Annotated in this window: 16 protein-coding genes and 1 pseudogene; all 17 read right to left on the reverse strand. The window is 51.9% G+C overall.

Annotated elements, in window-relative coordinates:
- Positions 1-57 precede the first annotated feature (57 nt).
- On the reverse strand, positions 58-3,096 hold the full coding sequence (locus tag ACN0VL_RS02220; RefSeq protein WP_417614483.1) for a hypothetical protein: 3,039 nt from the start codon (positions 3,094-3,096) through the stop codon (positions 58-60).
- Positions 3,093-3,488, reverse strand: a complete 396-nt coding sequence (locus tag ACN0VL_RS02225; protein WP_417614484.1) for a hypothetical protein — start codon at positions 3,486-3,488, stop codon at positions 3,093-3,095. Before ACN0VL_RS02225 ends, ACN0VL_RS02220 begins: the two co-directional genes overlap by 4 nt.
- Positions 3,478-4,098: a type II secretion system protein gene (locus tag ACN0VL_RS02230; protein WP_417614549.1), complete on the reverse strand. Its 621-nt coding sequence runs from the start codon at positions 4,096-4,098 to the stop codon at positions 3,478-3,480. The genes ACN0VL_RS02225 and ACN0VL_RS02230 overlap by 11 nt, the downstream gene beginning before the upstream one ends.
- A gap of 90 nt (positions 4,099-4,188) precedes the next feature.
- A pseudogene (locus ACN0VL_RS02235) lies at positions 4,189-4,254 on the reverse strand (prepilin-type N-terminal cleavage/methylation domain-containing protein); the annotation flags it as partial.
- The gene (locus tag ACN0VL_RS02240) at positions 4,251-4,853 is read right to left on the reverse strand and encodes a type IV pilus modification PilV family protein (RefSeq protein WP_417614485.1); all 603 of its coding nucleotides are present in this window, start codon (positions 4,851-4,853) and stop codon (positions 4,251-4,253) included. The gene ACN0VL_RS02240 and the pseudogene ACN0VL_RS02235, both read right to left, overlap by 4 nt.
- Positions 4,843-5,394, reverse strand: coding sequence for a prepilin-type N-terminal cleavage/methylation domain-containing protein (locus ACN0VL_RS02245; RefSeq protein ID WP_417614486.1), 552 nt, complete (start codon positions 5,392-5,394; stop codon positions 4,843-4,845). The genes ACN0VL_RS02240 and ACN0VL_RS02245 overlap by 11 nt, the downstream gene beginning before the upstream one ends.
- Before the next feature lie 78 nt (positions 5,395-5,472).
- Positions 5,473-5,985, reverse strand: a complete 513-nt coding sequence (locus ACN0VL_RS02250) for a prepilin-type N-terminal cleavage/methylation domain-containing protein (protein WP_417614487.1) — start codon at positions 5,983-5,985, stop codon at positions 5,473-5,475.
- 119 nt (positions 5,986-6,104) lie between these two features.
- Positions 6,105-7,322 (reverse strand): type II secretion system F family protein, encoded by a 1,218-nt coding sequence (locus tag ACN0VL_RS02255; RefSeq protein ID WP_417614488.1) that lies wholly within the window; start codon positions 7,320-7,322, stop codon positions 6,105-6,107.
- Positions 7,322-9,019, reverse strand: coding sequence for a GspE/PulE family protein (locus tag ACN0VL_RS02260; protein ID WP_417614489.1), 1,698 nt, complete (start codon positions 9,017-9,019; stop codon positions 7,322-7,324). The genes ACN0VL_RS02255 and ACN0VL_RS02260 overlap by 1 nt, the downstream gene beginning before the upstream one ends.
- Positions 8,997-9,734 carry a tetratricopeptide repeat protein gene (locus ACN0VL_RS02265; protein ID WP_417614490.1) on the reverse strand — a complete coding sequence of 246 codons (738 nt, stop codon included), beginning with the start codon at positions 9,732-9,734 and terminating at the stop codon, positions 8,997-8,999. Before ACN0VL_RS02265 ends, ACN0VL_RS02260 begins: the two co-directional genes overlap by 23 nt.
- Before the next feature lie 68 nt (positions 9,735-9,802).
- Positions 9,803-11,416 carry a pilus (MSHA type) biogenesis protein MshL gene (gene mshL / locus ACN0VL_RS02270; protein WP_417614491.1) on the reverse strand — a complete coding sequence of 538 codons (1,614 nt, stop codon included), beginning with the start codon at positions 11,414-11,416 and terminating at the stop codon, positions 9,803-9,805.
- The gene (locus tag ACN0VL_RS02275; protein WP_417614492.1) at positions 11,413-11,733 is read right to left on the reverse strand and encodes an MSHA biogenesis protein MshK; all 321 of its coding nucleotides are present in this window, start codon (positions 11,731-11,733) and stop codon (positions 11,413-11,415) included. The genes mshL and ACN0VL_RS02275 overlap by 4 nt, the downstream gene beginning before the upstream one ends.
- Entirely contained in the window at positions 11,726-12,376 is a 651-nt protein-coding gene (locus tag ACN0VL_RS02280) for an MSHA biogenesis protein MshJ (protein WP_417614493.1), read from the reverse strand. Before ACN0VL_RS02280 ends, ACN0VL_RS02275 begins: the two co-directional genes overlap by 8 nt.
- Positions 12,373-12,951, reverse strand: coding sequence for a fimbrial assembly protein (locus ACN0VL_RS02285; RefSeq protein ID WP_417614494.1), 579 nt, complete (start codon positions 12,949-12,951; stop codon positions 12,373-12,375). Before ACN0VL_RS02285 ends, ACN0VL_RS02280 begins: the two co-directional genes overlap by 4 nt.
- On the reverse strand, positions 12,948-13,814 hold the full coding sequence (locus tag ACN0VL_RS02290) for an MSHA biogenesis protein MshI (RefSeq protein WP_417614495.1): 867 nt from the start codon (positions 13,812-13,814) through the stop codon (positions 12,948-12,950). Before ACN0VL_RS02290 ends, ACN0VL_RS02285 begins: the two co-directional genes overlap by 4 nt.
- A gap of 164 nt (positions 13,815-13,978) precedes the next feature.
- Entirely contained in the window at positions 13,979-14,860 is an 882-nt protein-coding gene (locus ACN0VL_RS02295) for an AEC family transporter (protein ID WP_417614496.1), read from the reverse strand.
- A 155-nt stretch (positions 14,861-15,015) separates the two neighbouring features.
- The gene (locus ACN0VL_RS02300) at positions 15,016-16,269 is read right to left on the reverse strand and encodes a D-amino acid dehydrogenase (protein ID WP_417614546.1); all 1,254 of its coding nucleotides are present in this window, start codon (positions 16,267-16,269) and stop codon (positions 15,016-15,018) included.
- Positions 16,270-16,691: the final 422 nt, after the last annotated feature.

Raw genomic sequence — 16,691 nt, forward strand, 5'->3', positions numbered from 1 at the left:
CGCCGTGGCGCCCTTTGTAAATTCATGTTTACTCGTCAAAAGTGAGAGTGCAAGTTGTTAGCGCACTACTTCTCGCCGATTGAATACTCTGTCATTATTACGACGACGCGGCTGAGTCAGAATATCCAGCCAAGCTCCGGGATCGACCAAGCTGCCCTCTCTCTCGGGTTTGAGCCAGTTGGGCAAGTTCTGAATGGTAACCCTGATGTTTTTTTGCTCTTTTGAGTAGGGCTGCACTATTACTCTTGTGGCATCCAGACCCAGTACCAGTTCTGGCTCCAGTTCGGGTTCATTGTGCACACTGGCAGACTCCTTCAGGCTATAAAGGGTAGTCTTGTCCTCAACCAATGTTTGTAGATTACTGCCGAAGTAATTTAGCCCCGCGCTCATGCTGCCCACCTCACCCACCTTGACCTCCGCATCTTGTACGAGCACAAAGCCATAGCGAAGACGGTCATTTTCATCACCCAGAGTCGTTGTCTTTCCCTCAATGTCTTCAAGATCATCGTGATCGTTAATGGTCAGGGAAAGAGGCAGATCCAGTGCCGTTTCCGGAAATGGCTGGTCTTTGGTGAATTCAAGCTTGCCAGTGTTCAAGGTAATAATATGCTCGCCAGTTCCACTACCTCCTGCTGTTTTGCTTTCGGAAATAACTTTCTCCAATCCATGAATCGGATACTCTGTATCCAGCACAAGATCGGCATACTTTTTAAGTCCGCCGGCAAATTCACCACTGTAACTGGGCAGGAACTTGCTGTTTATATCCAGGCCCACCACGGTAAAAGAAGGAGCGGGTTCAAAACTTACGCCTGGCTTGCCAGCATAAACTACATCATCCCTGATATCGCCGGGCGTGGCAGTCACCTGCAACGAGGCTGGCACAGTACGACCAACAAAGGCCTGATGCCCTTTGGTAATCAAGAGATTGTCATTGTCAGGTATATATGGCGCGGTCCATTCTGGAAGACTTATACCCAGCCTGCCGACTAACTTGCTGTCTAACTTATATTGGGACAGTGTATCGTCTTGGCTGTTAATACCAAAAGTATTTATTTGTATTTCGTCGCTACTTTGTAGGTTTACTTCAACCAATTGAGTGAGACCTTGCTGTTCTTTAAGCCAGTTAAGGGGCAAATTGTTGTCGTTAACATCCAGCGCAGCCACAGAAAAACCAACAGGCTCACCGGCCGCACCCAGCACTGTGCAGCTGCCAGCGTGGCTTGCATAGAAGAAGCCATTATCATCGCCACAGTCTACAGCCTGCTGCACCTGCCAGGATACTGGCACAAAGGCGACCTGTTCAGTAACGGCTTTAGCCGCATAGCCTCCTGTCGGCAGCATTTGCCTTGCACTCAGCGTTAATAGATCCGCACGAGGGTAATTCAGCGTGGCTCCGGACACCGGCAAGGTCAGCTGTTTTTTTAGCCCGGCATTCAAAGTTTCGGAGCCGCCAGGCCAGCTAACAATAACAGGGCCGCTAAAGCCACTGGCACTACTTTCAAAACCAAACTCCATATCTACGATAGCATTTGATGCCAAGCAACCGCCGGTAATGTTAATTGGAGCATGATCACCGGCGTAAGTGGTATCTACGGAAAGAGTAAAGGCTCCGTCATTTGCGTTTTCATCCGGTTTGTTAACCGTACAGCTTCTGGCACCATCTACATAACAGACCAATGGATTTTCCGCATCGGGATCCATGTTTCCACCTTGACCACCACTTTGTACTACCATGGTAAAAGGATAGTTCAGTTTATTACTTTTTATATGTTTGCTTTCCGTACCAATAAAGTTATTAAAGTTAACCAGATTAGAACCATTGGCTTTGACATGAAGCTTTGCTTTATCTTGGTATAAATCATTGCAGAGATTGTCTGTACATGCTTTTACCGTTAGATACTCAGAACAAGTATTAAAATGAAGTTCATAATGATCGACTTTCGTTACATTAGTAATATTTAGCTCACGATAATCAATCAAAGAGCTACTTTCCATATCGAGATTGACTACATTGACAGCACCATATATTTTTGTAGAGCTGCCCATTTCCAGATCCCCCTGAACATAAAGGTGACCATACAAACGGGAGGAGCCCTCTATATCAGCCTCTCCATCATCATCATCATCGTCGTCACCGTACACAAACAACAACAATGGCTGACCGTCTTTACCTAATTGTACATCACCTTCCAAGTCAATTTCTTCCCCGACATACACAGTAGTAAGGCTGTTTCCTAGGGGGATTAATTTAGCGCTTCCTGTCAGCTCTAACTCTTCAAACCAGTAGGTGCCCGCCGTCAGATAAAGCTCTGCCGAACCACTCATCACCAGCGATTTAGCCTGCACAGAACCATATAACTTTGAGCTTCCGCCAATCTTGATATCCCCCTTTGTTTGCACATCGCCATACCAGACAATATCGTCACTCAGAGTGATATCATTATTATCGTAATGATAAATATTCACCTTCGACTCGGCGCTGCCCAAAGAGGAGATAGCAATATTAACGTTGTCTTTAACGTAAAAATTTACCTCCCCAGCCGGTGCAACCATTAATTTTGCGCCACCGGACAAGTCCAGTGAGTCGAGCCAGTAATTACCCGGCTGCAGGGTTAATACCGCACTTCCGTTTATTTTTAAAGTCTCAGAAATAGTCACATCGCCTGCATTCGAAATAGAAACTTTGCAATCACCACCTGCGATCACTTCTTTATACTTATCGTCTTTGAGTTTAATATTTTGACCATTCCAACTGGTACACTTGCTTCCAGCTGATGAGTTTTTCTTATTAAATACTGGCAGAGTAAACGGGTGATTATTAAAAGCAGGAAGCGAATAGGGCGCTAGTGTTTTACCACTTATCCGACACGAGCCATTATCACATTTACCATTAAGATCATCGTACTTTTTAAAATCGAGTTTACCTTTCCTGGTACCAATAATCTGGCTATCCCAACCCATATCCACCTCACCCTCTTTACTGTGGCTTTGTGCGGCATAAGGGAAAAGTTCTGCAACATTATGTGTTGTCGCAGCATAAGTTACTGAAAAAAAAGGTAGCAAATAAGTTGCCAGCACTAAAACTTTAATATTCATTTATCAATCACCTCAACTTCAATGTTTCGGATCACCGTTAATTGGCTGGTACTACAAGCTCCGGTGGCAATGACGTTAACCTGTGTCACACCGTTTTCAGTTGTTGGCAGAGTCACTTTTATCTGCGTATCACAGCCACCAATTTCAGGTGAATTGACGGCAGGGGCAGCGATGTCGTTCAGCAATATAAATACTTGTTGCTCCAGTGCCGACTCGGCTGCCAGGCGCGCCTTTAGCGCTTGTACTTCATATACCAGCTGCTGGCTGCTTTGGTTAGACAAGGTCGCCAAACCAGCCATTAGGCCGGCCAATATCACTATGATAAAGATAACGCTCAGCAGCATGCTGCCAACTTGCTTGGGGCTAACTCTACCATGAGTATCAAGGTTCATAAGCCACCTGTATCTGGCTGGGTAATACCAACTCACCGTCTTGGGTTTGCAATGATAACGACATCACCAATAACTGAAGGGGATCATCGTAGCTTGAAAACTCACTGTTTGACGTTAGGTTGCTCAACATTAAAATACCGGGTGCGGGCAACCAATCCGAACCCGTTTTTTCGGCCCGCAGCAGCTTATCACCTTGCAGGCAAAACCTGACCTGACGTTGGTGCAGCAAAGTATAACGATTTCCCCTGCCTTCTTTACTAAAGATAGGGGCCGGTGGGTCAAAAGCATCAGCAAAAGATACACTAAGGGGTGCCTTGGGTGTTTGGCTTTTAAATGTAGCCACATTGGTCGGCAATGTGTCCGGGTAATCCTGCCACACGGTTTGGCCACTGTCGGCTTGCACCGCCAGATTAACATCTGTAATGGTATTTTCTTGCTGTGTTAACGGAATAATAAAATTTGCGTTCTTATGTATGACATCGCCTACATAATGACCTGACGTTAATACCGGTACAAAAGACACACAGCGATTCGCTATTCCCACCTCATTAGGACTGATATACACACTGGGGCTGTAAGCCAGATTGAGTTCGCGCTTGATACGTTCCATGGCAAAGCGGGCACCGGACAAAGCCTGGCCGCGCTCGGCAGTGTTAACATAACTGCTGGCCATATCGGCAATAAAGCGGACGCTGAAGATAGCACTAATACCGATTAATACCAGTACTATCACCAGTTCTATGAGCGTAAAACCGCGCGCTTTCATCGGATATTGTACCTGTGTAGCTCAAAAGTCAGAGTGCCACCTTGAATGATTATGATGTTAATTCTGACTTTTTTAACGAATAGAACTGGGTTGGCTTCATCGTAACCGGGCATTAACGCCGGAGGAGACTCAACACAGGTCTCCACATTAAAACGCGAATACAGCTCAGGAGCTGGCAATCCAAGATCGCTCGCTAGTGTTTGGCCATCGATAGCATTGGCACCACACCAAAGGTTGAAGTCATCCACCACAGTAAAGTCTTTAATATTGGCTGTGCTAGCTAGAGAGCTAGTATTGATACACCCTATTACACTGGGAGTAATACCACAGCGCTCTTGTACGCTGGGGTTATTATTGTCGTCGTATTTTACCGACCAGATTTGTTCAGTCAGGGCTTCGGCCAGCGACACGGCTCGAAACTGAAACACCGGATCCAGTTGCCGATGTTGGCTGGAAAAAAAAATACCCACGCCCACCAGAACGATGGCAAGAATAACCAGCCCCAGCACAAATTCCACCAGGCTGAGGCCCGTTTGTTTGGCACTGTGCAAACAAAGGCGCTGATGGCTTAAAACCTGATTGTTAATATTAAGGGCCATGAACATACCCCTCGGGTTCTATACGCACGACTTTATCGCCCAAGGTAATCATCAAGGTACTATCTAACGGAGCACCATTAATAAATGGGCGCCCCAAACGACTATGTTCACTCAAATAGTTAGGATCAACAGCTGACTGCTGACCAAACTGCAATAGCAGTGGCAAGCTATAAGAGGAGGAAGATGCTATCGTGAGTGTTAATCCGGTTTTACCTAAAAACAGCCCCTGTTGTTCGGCAGCTGTTAGTTGACTTTCGTCCAATAGTTGTGCTGCATTACAGTTTTTCGCAATAGAAAAACCGTTATCCGTAAATGCAATCAGGCCGCAGCGTGATAGCTCACTATTTTCTGCCAACGCCGCCGGATCATTCATGGCTCTTAACTGCACTTGGCGCAGCAAGCCCACCAGGTTTTCTGCCTGCAATCGCTGCTCAAACTGATTATCTAACGGCAGCCGCGGCAAGACTACGGCTCCGACAATGCTCGTCAACAAGATGACCAGCACCAGTTCAATAAGAGTAAAACCACGCCATGCATGCATAAGATTAAGGTTTCATCGGATTAGGATTTAATAGCGTTAAAAAAGGCGGCCTAAGCCGCCCTATTAAAGTATTAATTATTAACACTCTTCAGTTGTAGATGTTACTTCCGCAGGAGTAATTATAGTTTCGTCAGCAGCTTTTGACGCTTGTGTATACACGACCTTACACTTTTCAGAGTCTAAGCTCTTCGGACTGATGGTTACTGAAGTTTCATCAATAACAACATTATAACGGCCCGCGTCGAAATTATCTAATGTACCTAAAATACCACCTTTCCAATCGTCTTCAACGTTGGTCGTAGCGTTGAGTCCCGCAATTGGATAGCCAAAAGCAAATGTAGTATCTGCGTATCCTGGTACTGATTTTGCATCATCGGCATCTGCTGCTCCCATACCTTTACTGGCTATCTGAGCTTTGGCGTTAGCCATGGTCGCGGCCGTAGAAATAGAGCTCTTCATGGCATTCAAGTTGGCACCGTAGGCATCACCTTGCAGGTTGAACAATCTAGGGGCAGCCACGGCACCTAAAATACCGAGAATGATAATAACAATCACTAATTCTATTAATGTAAAACCGGCAGACTTATTCATGAATTCTTTTATCCCTTCGTTAACATTTAACTATTTAAATATAAATTAAAGTTGATTTAATAATCGAGAATATCATACTTTGTATGCTAAGAACCGGCAAGCATTTACGTGATTAAGAGTTAACCGGCCAAGCCCACCATGTCCCACATGGGGGTAAAGATACCCAAGGCTAATAGTAATACCATGGTGGATATACCGACTATCAAGATAGGTTCGATTTTAGAGGTCAGGTTGGTAATGTCGTAGTCCACTTCTTCTTCATAAAAGCGCCCCGCTTCCATCACCATTTGGTCGACCCGGCCGGTTTCTTCACCCACCTTGAACATCTGCAAAATCAGCGGGGTAAAGACACCGCTGTCGGTGGCCACCCGCGACAGGCTGTTGCCCGAGGCCAGCTTGTCGCCCATGGCTAAAATCGCCTGGGTCAAGTAAGCGTTGCCAGTGGCGTTGCCGGCCAGGGTTAACACCTGCACTATCGGAACTCCGGCGCTTAGCATCATGGCAAAGCTGCGGCAAAAACGTGCCAGTAAAATTCGTTTTACCAAGGGCCCGATAATGGGAATACGTAATAGCCAGTAATGCCAGCGCAAACGGCCTTTTTTAGTCTGTACGTAGCGCCAGAGTAAAATACTGGTGACAATAATGCTCACCACTATATGCATTATGTAGCTGGTAAAAAAAGCAGATGAATTGATCAACAGCTTTGTAGCCCAGGGCAAGTCGGTACCCATGCTGGCAAATATGCCAGTAAAGGCCGGGATCACATAAATGTTGACCACCACCATGGCCGCTATCATGGCGATAGTCACAAACATGGGGTAGCGAATGGCCGCCTTCACCCGACGGCGGGTGTCCAGTTCCAGCTGAAAATAATGGGCCAGTTGCAAAAATGCCTCTTCCAGCTGCCCAGTGCTTTCGCCGACATCGACCAGAGACACGAACAGGTTGTTGAAAATATGCGGGTGTCCCGCCAGCGCATTGGCCAGGGTTTGCCCCTGGTTAAGCGCCTCGGCGACCTCGTTTAACGCCGAAATCAGCAGCTTGTTATCCGTGGTGTCGCGCAGCCCTTCTACAATCCGCAGAATGGGAATACCGGCCCGCGTGAGCGAAGAAAACTGGCGGCATAAAATCAACAGCACTTCCAGCTTTACGCCGCCATGCAGAAACTGACGCCACTTGATATCGGTTTTTACGCTGCCTTTGGCCTCTTTTATTTCGACCGGTATCAGGCCGGCGTTCATCAGACTGTCGGCGGCGGCCTGGGCCGAGGCTGCCTCTAGTCGACCTTTGTTTAGCTGGCCACGAGCATTGCGCGCCCGATATTCAAAAAACGCCATCAGTCCAGCCACTCGCTCAGGCGCAGTACTTCGCTTAAGGCTATGTCACCGGCCTGGGCCAGCTTGAGTGCCGAGCGCGCCAGGGTGACGTAACCGGTGTCGGCGGTCACCAACTGATTAAAACGCTCTATGTTTTGTTCGCGCAGGCTGTCGGCCATGTCCTGGCTGATCTCCAGCCATTCATAGACCCCCACTCGCCCTTTGGCGCCGGTGTGATTGCAGCTGGCACAGCCTTTGCCCTGATAAAAGTGCCCTGCCTCTATGCCCGGAGCCAAATACTGCAAAAACTGTTGTTCACTCTGCTCAAGCGGATGCTCCACCTTGCAGTATTCACACAAACGGCGCACCAGCCGCTGGGCCAATACGCCTTTAAGGGTACTGGCCACCAAGTAACCGGGCACGCCCATGTCCATCAGCCGTATTGCCGAGCTGGGGGCATCGTTGGTGTGCAGGGTCGACAGCACCAGGTGACCGGTAAGCGCGCCGCGCATGGCTATTTCTGCGGTTTCCTGATCGCGCATTTCGCCAATCAGCAAGACATCGGGATCTTGTCGCAGGCTGGTGCGCAAGATACCGGCAAAGGTCAAGCCGGCCTGGGTGTTCACCTGCACCTGATTGACCCGAGGGAGTTGGTACTCTACCGGATCTTCTGCGGTAATGATTTTACGCTCTGGGGTGTTGAGTTCGGTCAAGGCGCTATACAGGGTGGTGGTTTTACCGCTACCCGTGGGGCCAGTCACCAGAATAATGCCGTTGGGGCTGGCCAGCTTGCGCCGAAATGACGCCAGCAAGTCTGCAGGCATGCCGGCTTTGTCCAGGCTGCGAATGCCTTGGGACTGATCCAGCAACCGCAATACCACGGCTTCACCAAACTGCACCGGCATGGTGGCCATGCGCACATCCACCGGATTGCCTTTAATGGTCAGGGCAAAGCGGCCGTCCTGGGGTAAACGACGTTCGGCAATGTTCAGGCCGGCCATGATTTTCAGTCGTGATACCAGGGCGGGGGCAATGTTGACTTCTTTAAGTTCGGTTTCCTGCAGCGAGCCGTCTACGCGCATGCGTAAACGGATCAGGTTTTTTTCAGGCTCGATATGCACATCGGACGCCCCCACCTGCAAGGCATCTTCAAACATCGAATACAGCAGTTTGGCCACGGTTGCGTCGCTGTCATCCAGGCCGGCGGCCTCTAGTGCCGGTCGTGATAGCGCGTTTTCATCCTGTAACTGCTCGGCGAGGTTGGCGATGTCCTTGGTGCGACGATATAACTGATCATACAAGCCAAACAGCTGGCTTTGCGGCGCTACCGCCAACTCCACTTCTCGCGGAAAAAGCAAATCATTAATGGCGTCTTGGGTATCAAGCTCGGCGGGGTCGGACAACACCACCGTCGCCTGGGTATCATCCGCCGCTATCACCAAAGCGCGATGGCGGCGGGCATACACCTCGGGCAGCAATTTGACGGCCTTGGGGTCTATCTCTACCTTGTTCAAATCCAGCAGGGGCAAGTCAAGTTGTCTGGCGACAAAGCCCAGTAGTTCTTGCTCGGTGAGTATGCCCATTTGCACCATCAGCGCGCCAATGCGCCCTCCCTCACGCTGCTGTTGTTGCAGTACTGTGTCCAGTTGCTGCGGGGTGATCACCTCATGATCGATGAGTAACTCACCCAGGCGTTTAGTCAGTTTGTGTTTGGCCATCTTGCCCCCGCTGCTGTAACTGCTGTAATTGCTGCTCTACAAAACGTTGCGATGCCGCGCCCAGGTTGGCACTGGATCGCGCCTGCAAAAAGGCGGCGGTAAAATCTTCACCTATTTGCCGTTGGCATAACCCCAGCCCCAGCCACCAGCCGCCCACCCGATTATGCTCCAATAGCTGTTTATAGGTCGCAATGGCTTGCTCACACTGGTTACTGCGCCGCGCCATGTCGGCCTTGAGGCTGTAATAGTCCAGGTGTTCGAACAAGGGTGGATGGACTTCGTCAAGCACTTGCAACGCCGCATTATAACGTTGCTGCTCGGCCAGCAGTCGTGCCAGGGTTAACCGCAAGTCGGCCTGTTCGGGCGCCAGCGTCAAGCCGATTTGTAGCTGCTCTCGCGCCTGCACCAGGGCGCCACGGCCATACAACAAGGCGGCCAGTCTTAAACGGCTGCCATGATCGTCAGGGTATTCAGCAAGCGCCTGCTGTAATGCTTGCTCCGCCAGCGGCCAGTTGTTGATGGCCAGGGCGGCATCTGCCTGCCGATGCAGTTCGGCCAGCCAGTCGGCGCGACTGAGCACCACTTCGCTAATGTTGAGTTCACCCAGAACCTCGCTATCAGCAGGCTCTGCCGTGACCAGCAGATCTTGCCACGCCACGTTTTGGTAGTCGGCGTCCAGCGCATCCGAGCTATTGACCAAGGTGGGGATTGCCATTAATGACAGTCCCAACAGGCAAAGCTTCGAGGAGCTGATTACCCCTGCTGTTCCGCGGCACAGTGCCATTACAAGACTCCGCTGTGGATCATGTTAAGCGGCGCGGGCTGGGGTGGATACCATTTTTCCAGCAGGTCGCGAGAGCGTTGCAACTCGTTTTGCCAGGTATTTTCGGCAACCACTACCGGGCGGAGCATGATCACCAGCTCGCTTTTTTGCGTGCCCAGATTGCGGTTTTTAAACAGGTTGCCCAGCACCGGAATTTTGCTGAGCACCGGCAAGCCGCTTTCCATCTGCCTTTGTTTTTCCTGCATCAGGCCGCCAATGATAATCATCTCGCCGGAGCGGGCTTCCACTATGGTATCCGATTCGCGTACCGTGCTGCGCGCCAGCGGCAAGGTAATGCTGCCTCCGCCAAAGTCGATTTGCTTATCACCATCGGTGACTTCAGTGACCGAGGGGTGAATATGCAACAGCACCTTGTTGTCGTCGGATATTTGCGGCGTTACATCCAGTGATATGCCCGAGAAAAACGGCGCCAGCTCGATATCGGGAGACTGCTCTACCACGCCATTGCTGGTGGTGGTGTTAAGGGTAAAGTTGGTAACAAAATACTCATCGGTGCCCACCTTGATCACCGCTTTCTGGTTATTGCTGGTGGTCACCCTGGGGTTGGACAAGGTGTTTACCTCGCCCTGAGTCTGCAGCAGGTTGACGACGGCGGTAAAGTTACCGTCGGTAAAGTTAAACACGGCTCCGCCGCCGATGAGATTGGCGATAGGATTCAAAAAACCGGGAAATGGATTGACGGTGCCACCGGTAACTCTATGCTCGGGCCCTATGTTATCGCCGGTGCCAGCCTGCAGGTTCGCCCAGTCTATGCCCTGCTCGTAGCCATCATTAAGCTCGACTTCAATAATACGGGCTTCCAATACCACCTGGCGCTTAAGCTGGCGTTCGGCTCGGGTTAAAAAATCTTCCACCAGAGCCAGCTCATCAGGGGCGGCACGTACGCTGACCAGACCCGCCTGTGCGTTGGTGACCACCACGCGGTCGTCCTTGTCGCCAATCAAACGGCTAAGGGCCGACTCGAGATCTGCCCAAAAGTCGTTGTTGGACTCGGTACTGATGCGCGTTGAATCTCCCGAGTTGCCGCCATCGCTATCGCTGGACAGGCTGCTGCCACTCACGGCGGTTTTTGACTGCCCCAGGCGCGACAGCATCAGATAGTTCACGTTAAAGGTGCGAGTACGCACGCCGTTGGGATAAACCTGATACACGCCGTTTTTATACTCAATGCCGTAACCATAAAGCTGTGAAATGGCCGCCATGGTTTCGGACAGGGTCGCCTGGCGCAGGTTAAGGCTAATGGCGCCGTTTACGTCCGGGTGTACCGCTATGCTGATGCCGTGCTGGCTGGCCAGGGCATTGAAAAAGCTGCTGGCCGCTACCCCGTTGGCGGCAATGTCGAAGCGACGCACCCGAGGGCTGGCCGTAACGGCGGTGCTGGTGGGCCGGGCGCTCATTAATTCCTGCTCGACCTCCATGGGCACCGCATCGGGGCGAATGTTGAGAGCGTCGTCGAGTGCTGCTTTGGGTAAAGAGCCACCCGGTGCCGTGACACAGGCCGCCATAGACGCACCCAGCAAGGCTATCGCTAAAGGTCGTATTGTTACGTTCATTGATTACTCAAGCTTGATAATGAAGGAAATAACGTCAGGGTCAGCGGCTTGCCCTGCCCTTGCAGCAATACCTGATCCGCGTTAATGCGCACCAGCCGATAGTTCTGCACGCTATCGCCCACTTGGTAACGCTGGCCGTCGATAATGGCACTGCCCTGACGGCCACTGAAAATGGCCTGCAACTGTAGCTGAGGTGCGTGTGTCATGCCTGGTGCTGTGGGGGCTGCGGGTACAACAGCCGGCGCCCTCAAGGGTTGGGTAGGATCCTGCACCCCTGCCGTCGTGCTCAGCAGCAGCAACAATAATGAATTAACCACGCAGCAACTCCTTGTGTTGGCTGATAGTAAAAAAGTCGAGGCGAATAATGGCTTGCGGGTATTCCTCTAACTCGAATTCCAGGCCACGCCAAAAAATACGGCCAGACAGCTGCTCCAGCAGTTTGACGTAATCAAGCAGTGCCATATAACTGCCGCTGAGCAAAAGACTGAGATCGTGCCGGTACAGGGGCTCGCTGGCCTCTTCAGCGTTTAGCCGCTGCGGAGCCTGGTTGCTCAGTTCCAGCAGCTCCAGGCCCTTGCTCTGCTCCAGCATGCTCAGCAGCAGGCCCGACATTTGCTCTGGCTCTACCAGGGTACGCATTCGTTCATCAACGTTCTCGTTGAGCTGGCTCAAGCGGCGATTAAGCCGTTCCAGCTGCCGGGCATTATCACTATTCGACAATTTCGCAATGCCCTGGCTGAGTTCGGCCTTAATTTGCTCTTGCTCGGCAAGCTGACGGTGCAGCGCTTGCTGCTCGGTATCACGCTGTATCACGCTGGCCTGCACGCTGGACTCATACACCAGCAGCCCCAGCCAGGCCACCAACGCCCAGCAGGCGCCCAGCACCAACCAGCGCTCACGCTGAGACAAAGCAAGAAAACGGCTGTGCAGATCGGCCATCTGCTGCTTGATGGAACTCATGGCGTCATCTCCGCACTATAGAGGCTGAAGCTAAAGCCCCCCTCGGGTTGCTGATTAATCGCCAATTGACCAAACGCATGCCCGCGCAGGCTGCTGCGCTGCTCAAACCCCAGAATCCAGGCAGGCACGTCACTGGCCCTGGCGGCTTCGCCACGCAATACCATTTGTTTTCCTTGCAGGGTCAGGCCCTTTAACGCCACGCCCTGCCAGGGAATGTGCGCCAAATCGTTTAATGTGCTGGCATAAGACACGAGATTTTTTTGTGCCAGCAGGCTCAGCAATTGCTGGCGCGCCTTGATATTCTGCTCGACACGCTGGCGCTCGCTGTCGTCCTTGCGGCCATTCAGCAGAGCCAGGGTTTGATGCAACTGCTCGGTATCCCGCGTTCCCGCCATCACGGCGGCCCGCAAGGCATTGTTCTGCTGTTCAAGCTGATAGCTATTGAAGCCGGCATTGGCAAATATGGCTCCCCACAGCACCACTATGGCCAGGCTGACTTTCCACAACAGGCCAAGGTTGGCATGATCCTGGTCCGGCTTCAGCGCGGCCTGATAAAACTCGATGCGCTGCTTCATGCCTTGCTCTCTTTCAAAATTCCCAGTGCCGGCAGGCCGATGGGGCTGAAAACGTCAGAGGTCAGTGACTCGGGTTTGATATCAAATACCTGGCTAATGGCGTTTTGAATGGCTGGCGTCACGCGCTGCGGGAGTGCCAGATACCAGTTGTTGGGCGCGGTCAGCTTGAGCTGGCCCACCGCATAGTCGATGCTGCGCTGTAATTCGAGCAACAGGTTGTCGAACACAAACTGATCGACCGGCATGTTTTCGTCATCCAGTGCCTGAAAGCCGCGAATGGTGCGGGAAAAGTGCCACTGGCGCTGATGAATAAAGGTCAGCGTTAACTCCTGACCGGGCACCTTGTGCAATAACAGCCCGCGTACGTCGGGCTCAAGCAGGTTGGCCATCGCCAGCTCATCCACCCCGATAGTGGCAATCTCACACTGAGGGGTAATGGCTCGTACCAGTGTCGCCAACTGCTCGCGCTCGCTGCTGTAAACGGCGATACGGGCCTGCCCTGCCGGGCCTTGGGGCAAGTCGATATAATCGAACAGCAGGGTTTCAACCGGTTCACTCACCAGCTCGCGCATGCACCAGGGCAAGGCTTGCTGCAGTTCGTCGTCCGGCATGGCGGGCTTTTCGATTTGGGTTTGCTTGTACCACTGTCGGCTGAGCGCAATATGCAGCCGCTGCCCCAGCCATTGCTGTTCGTCAAGCAAGGCACGCAGCGCAGCGGTCACCGTCTCGCCACTGGCAAGGGGCCGCTCAATCAGCATCAGGGGGTTAAGTTCATCAACTGCAAGCAAGGTATTTGATGTCAGGTAAATACCCACTGCAGAGGATGCCCGCGCGGGTTTAAGCCAACTTGGTATCAGTTCCATTTGCACCGCATAATAAATAAAGGGTCAGTATAAACAGATAAAATCGCATTAGAAACAAGCAGCTGGATAAATTAATAAATACGTGTTTGTCGGCGTATTTAGGCTTTTATCCAGATTGGAGTCAAGGCTCTAACTTGGTAGAGGCGTCTTTTCTCATAGGTGAATCACAGAAAAGTCAAGGTGAGATAAATAACCACGGGGATAGTCACTATCGACAGCAGATTTCCCAGTAACACAATGCTGGCCATTTTATCAGGTTGGCAGCCATATTGTTCACATAATAGATAATTAAGTACCGCAGGAGGCAGCATCACCGACAGCGCCAGCAACTGCAGCCAGTCCCGGGTTAACGGCAACCACCAGGCTACCAGCAACAAACTGCTGGCCCCAACCAGCAGATAACTGACATTTACCTTGAACGCCAGCCCCAACTCGCCAATTTCGCCACTCGACAGCCGAACCCCCAGGGCAAACAGCATGAGAGGGACTGCTATCTGTCCCAGCAAATCACTACTGGTGTACACAAACTCTGGCAGCAGGCTGCGATGCTCGGCCAACAGCAGTCCCAGTGCGGCCGCCCACAGGATGGGACTTTTCAACCACTGCCAGCGCCCTGCGGAGTGCGATAAAATAAACAGGCCCAGGGAAAAGTGAATCACGTTGGACAGCACAAACAAAATAATAATGGCGCCGAGCTTATCGTCGCCATAGGCCAGCATCATCAGGGGGATACCAATGTTGCCGGTATTGCGAAACATGCCCCCCAGCACCAGGGTGCGCCGCTCCAGCCCCCGGAAGTGAAACACACACAGCAAAAGCCCCGGCAACAGAATAACCAGTACGCCGGCCACCAGCAGCGGCCAGCTGGCTCCTAGTTGTATCGGGTTGTCGACCAGCGCCGAAAATACCAGGGCCGGGCAAAACACCGCCACATTGGCCAGGTTCACAAAGCTCATGTCGGTATGCCGCTGGCGTCGGCCAAAGGCAAAGCCTATCGCCACCACGGCAAAGACCGGCACCACTATGTTGAGCAAGGTCGAAAACATACTTCCCTTAATAACTTGGCGCCCGCCACCCCGCCCCCGGCTAAAAATGCACACCGCCTTTCATCGAGCTGCGTGAGACAGACAGGCACGAAAAAGGCGCCATTATGGCGCCTTGATATACCGCTGTCTAGCCGCCGACCGGGCCGGCTTCAGGCTTAGCCGTAACGGCTGACTGCCAAACCACTGTCGTCGATATCGGGCTGACGACCACTGATAAGATCGGCGATCAGCTTGCCCGAGCCCGGGCCCATGGTCCAGCCCAGGGTACCGTGGCCGGTGTTCAACCACAGGTTCTTGTAACGGGTGGCACCAATAATGGGTGTGCCGTCTGGCGTCATGGGGCGGAAACCAGTCCAGAACTCGGCTTCTTCTACATTGCCACCTTCGGGGAACAAACTTCTTACCGACTCGGCAATGGTGGCGCGACGGGCTTTGGGCAGATCGGCGTTAAAGTCGGCCAGCTCTGCCGTGCCGGCGGCACGAATGCGATTATCGAATCGGGTAATGGCCACCTTGTAGGTTTCATCCATGACGGTGGACTGGGGCGCATCTGCATCGCTTTTCACGTCCAGCGTCAGTGAGTAGCCTTTAATGGGATACACAGGCAGACGAATACCCAGGGGGTTCAGCAAGAATGGGGAGTAGCTGCCCATGCATACCAGCACCTGATCGGCGGTTTCCAGTCCATTTGATGTTTGTACGCTGCGAATCGTGTCGCCGTCGTTCACCAAGGCCTTGATTTCGGTATTAAATTTAAACACCACTCCAAGCGCCTGGCATTTCTTTACCAGGGATTTGGTGAACAGGTTGCAGTCACCGGTTTGGTCGGCAGGAAAATGCAAGCCGCCTACCAGCTTGTGCTTGACTCGCTCCAGCGCCGGCTCATTGGCAATACATTCCGCTACATTCAACATGCTGTGCGGCACATTAAATTCCTGCAGCACCTTGATGTCTTTGGCCGCATCATCAATTTGCTTTTGGGTACGAAAAACCTGTAGCAACCCTTTCTTGCGACCTTCAAAGGGCAGTTTGAGCTCATCCTGCAGGTTGTTGATGCACTGACGGCTGTACTCGGAAACCCGCACCATGCGCGATTTATTCACGCCGTAGGATTTTTCATTGCAGTTGGCCAGCATAGACAGCATAAACTGCCACTGAGCCGGGTTAAGGCTGGGGCGAACCTTCAGGGGAGCGTGAGACTGAAACATCCACTTGACGGCTTTTTGGGGGATACCCGGCGCCGCCCAGGGGGAGCTCATGCCAAATGAAAGCTGACCGGCATTGGCAAAGCTGGTTTCTTCAGCCGCATCGGGCTGTCTGTCGATAACGGTCACTTCGTGACCCTGTTGCGCTAAATACCAGGCGCTGGTTACACCGACAACGCCACTACCCAATACCAATACCTTCATCACATTCCCCTGGCAAGATGTTTCAATACCGAGAATATCGTCTATAAAAACAAGAAAATCCAGAGTAAAAAATAGCGCAATCAAACCACGAGCCAAACCGCATCAGCTCAGCACTCCAGCAGGCTACATCTTCATCTGAGCGTGGTTTACTCGACAGCAGATAACTCCAACTTTAAACCTCAAGGTAAAATAAAACACCACCACCGAGTAAAGTGTGAGAAAGATCTCATTTTCAAAAATAATGGCTAAAAAGCGAAGGTGGGCAGCGCGACGCCAGGATCTGCTGACCCGTGGCGCACAGGGTCCCCCGTCCCCGTCCCCGCCTTCGCGAGGATGACGTTCCTGCGCGAGGATGACGTTCCTTCGCGAGGATGGCGTTCCTTCGCGAGGGTGGCAGAGTTTTCAAGGGGGTGATGGGTCCA

Origin of the sequence: Oceanisphaera sp. (genome assembly GCF_048268965.1) — a bacterium.
GTDB lineage: Bacteria > Pseudomonadota > Gammaproteobacteria > Enterobacterales > Aeromonadaceae > Oceanimonas.

Coding starts and splice junctions, on each gene's coding strand:
- ACN0VL_RS02240 (WP_417614485.1), bottom strand. CDS start 4,853: ATGGCCCTTAATATTAACAATCAGGTTTTAAGCCATCAGCGCCTTTGT.
- ACN0VL_RS02285 (WP_417614494.1), bottom strand. CDS start 12,951: ATGAAGCAGCGCATCGAGTTTTATCAGGCCGCGCTGAAGCCGGACCAG.
- mshL (WP_417614491.1), bottom strand. CDS start 11,416: ATGAACGTAACAATACGACCTTTAGCGATAGCCTTGCTGGGTGCGTCT.
- ACN0VL_RS02290 (WP_417614495.1), bottom strand. CDS start 13,814: ATGGAACTGATACCAAGTTGGCTTAAACCCGCGCGGGCATCCTCTGCA.
- ACN0VL_RS02280 (WP_417614493.1), bottom strand. CDS start 12,376: ATGAGTTCCATCAAGCAGCAGATGGCCGATCTGCACAGCCGTTTTCTT.
- ACN0VL_RS02225 (WP_417614484.1), bottom strand. CDS start 3,488: ATGAACCTTGATACTCATGGTAGAGTTAGCCCCAAGCAAGTTGGCAGC.
- ACN0VL_RS02255 (WP_417614488.1), bottom strand. CDS start 7,322: ATGGCGTTTTTTGAATATCGGGCGCGCAATGCTCGTGGCCAGCTAAAC.
- ACN0VL_RS02250 (WP_417614487.1), bottom strand. CDS start 5,985: ATGAATAAGTCTGCCGGTTTTACATTAATAGAATTAGTGATTGTTATT.
- ACN0VL_RS02245 (WP_417614486.1), bottom strand. CDS start 5,394: ATGCATGCATGGCGTGGTTTTACTCTTATTGAACTGGTGCTGGTCATC.
- ACN0VL_RS02295 (WP_417614496.1), bottom strand. CDS start 14,860: ATGTTTTCGACCTTGCTCAACATAGTGGTGCCGGTCTTTGCCGTGGTG.
- ACN0VL_RS02265 (WP_417614490.1), bottom strand. CDS start 9,734: ATGGCAATCCCCACCTTGGTCAATAGCTCGGATGCGCTGGACGCCGAC.
- ACN0VL_RS02300 (WP_417614546.1), bottom strand. CDS start 16,269: ATGAAGGTATTGGTATTGGGTAGTGGCGTTGTCGGTGTAACCAGCGCC.
- ACN0VL_RS02230 (WP_417614549.1), bottom strand. CDS start 4,098: ATGGAACGTATCAAGCGCGAACTCAATCTGGCTTACAGCCCCAGTGTG.
- ACN0VL_RS02260 (WP_417614489.1), bottom strand. CDS start 9,019: ATGGCCAAACACAAACTGACTAAACGCCTGGGTGAGTTACTCATCGAT.
- ACN0VL_RS02220 (WP_417614483.1), bottom strand. CDS start 3,096: ATGAATATTAAAGTTTTAGTGCTGGCAACTTATTTGCTACCTTTTTTT.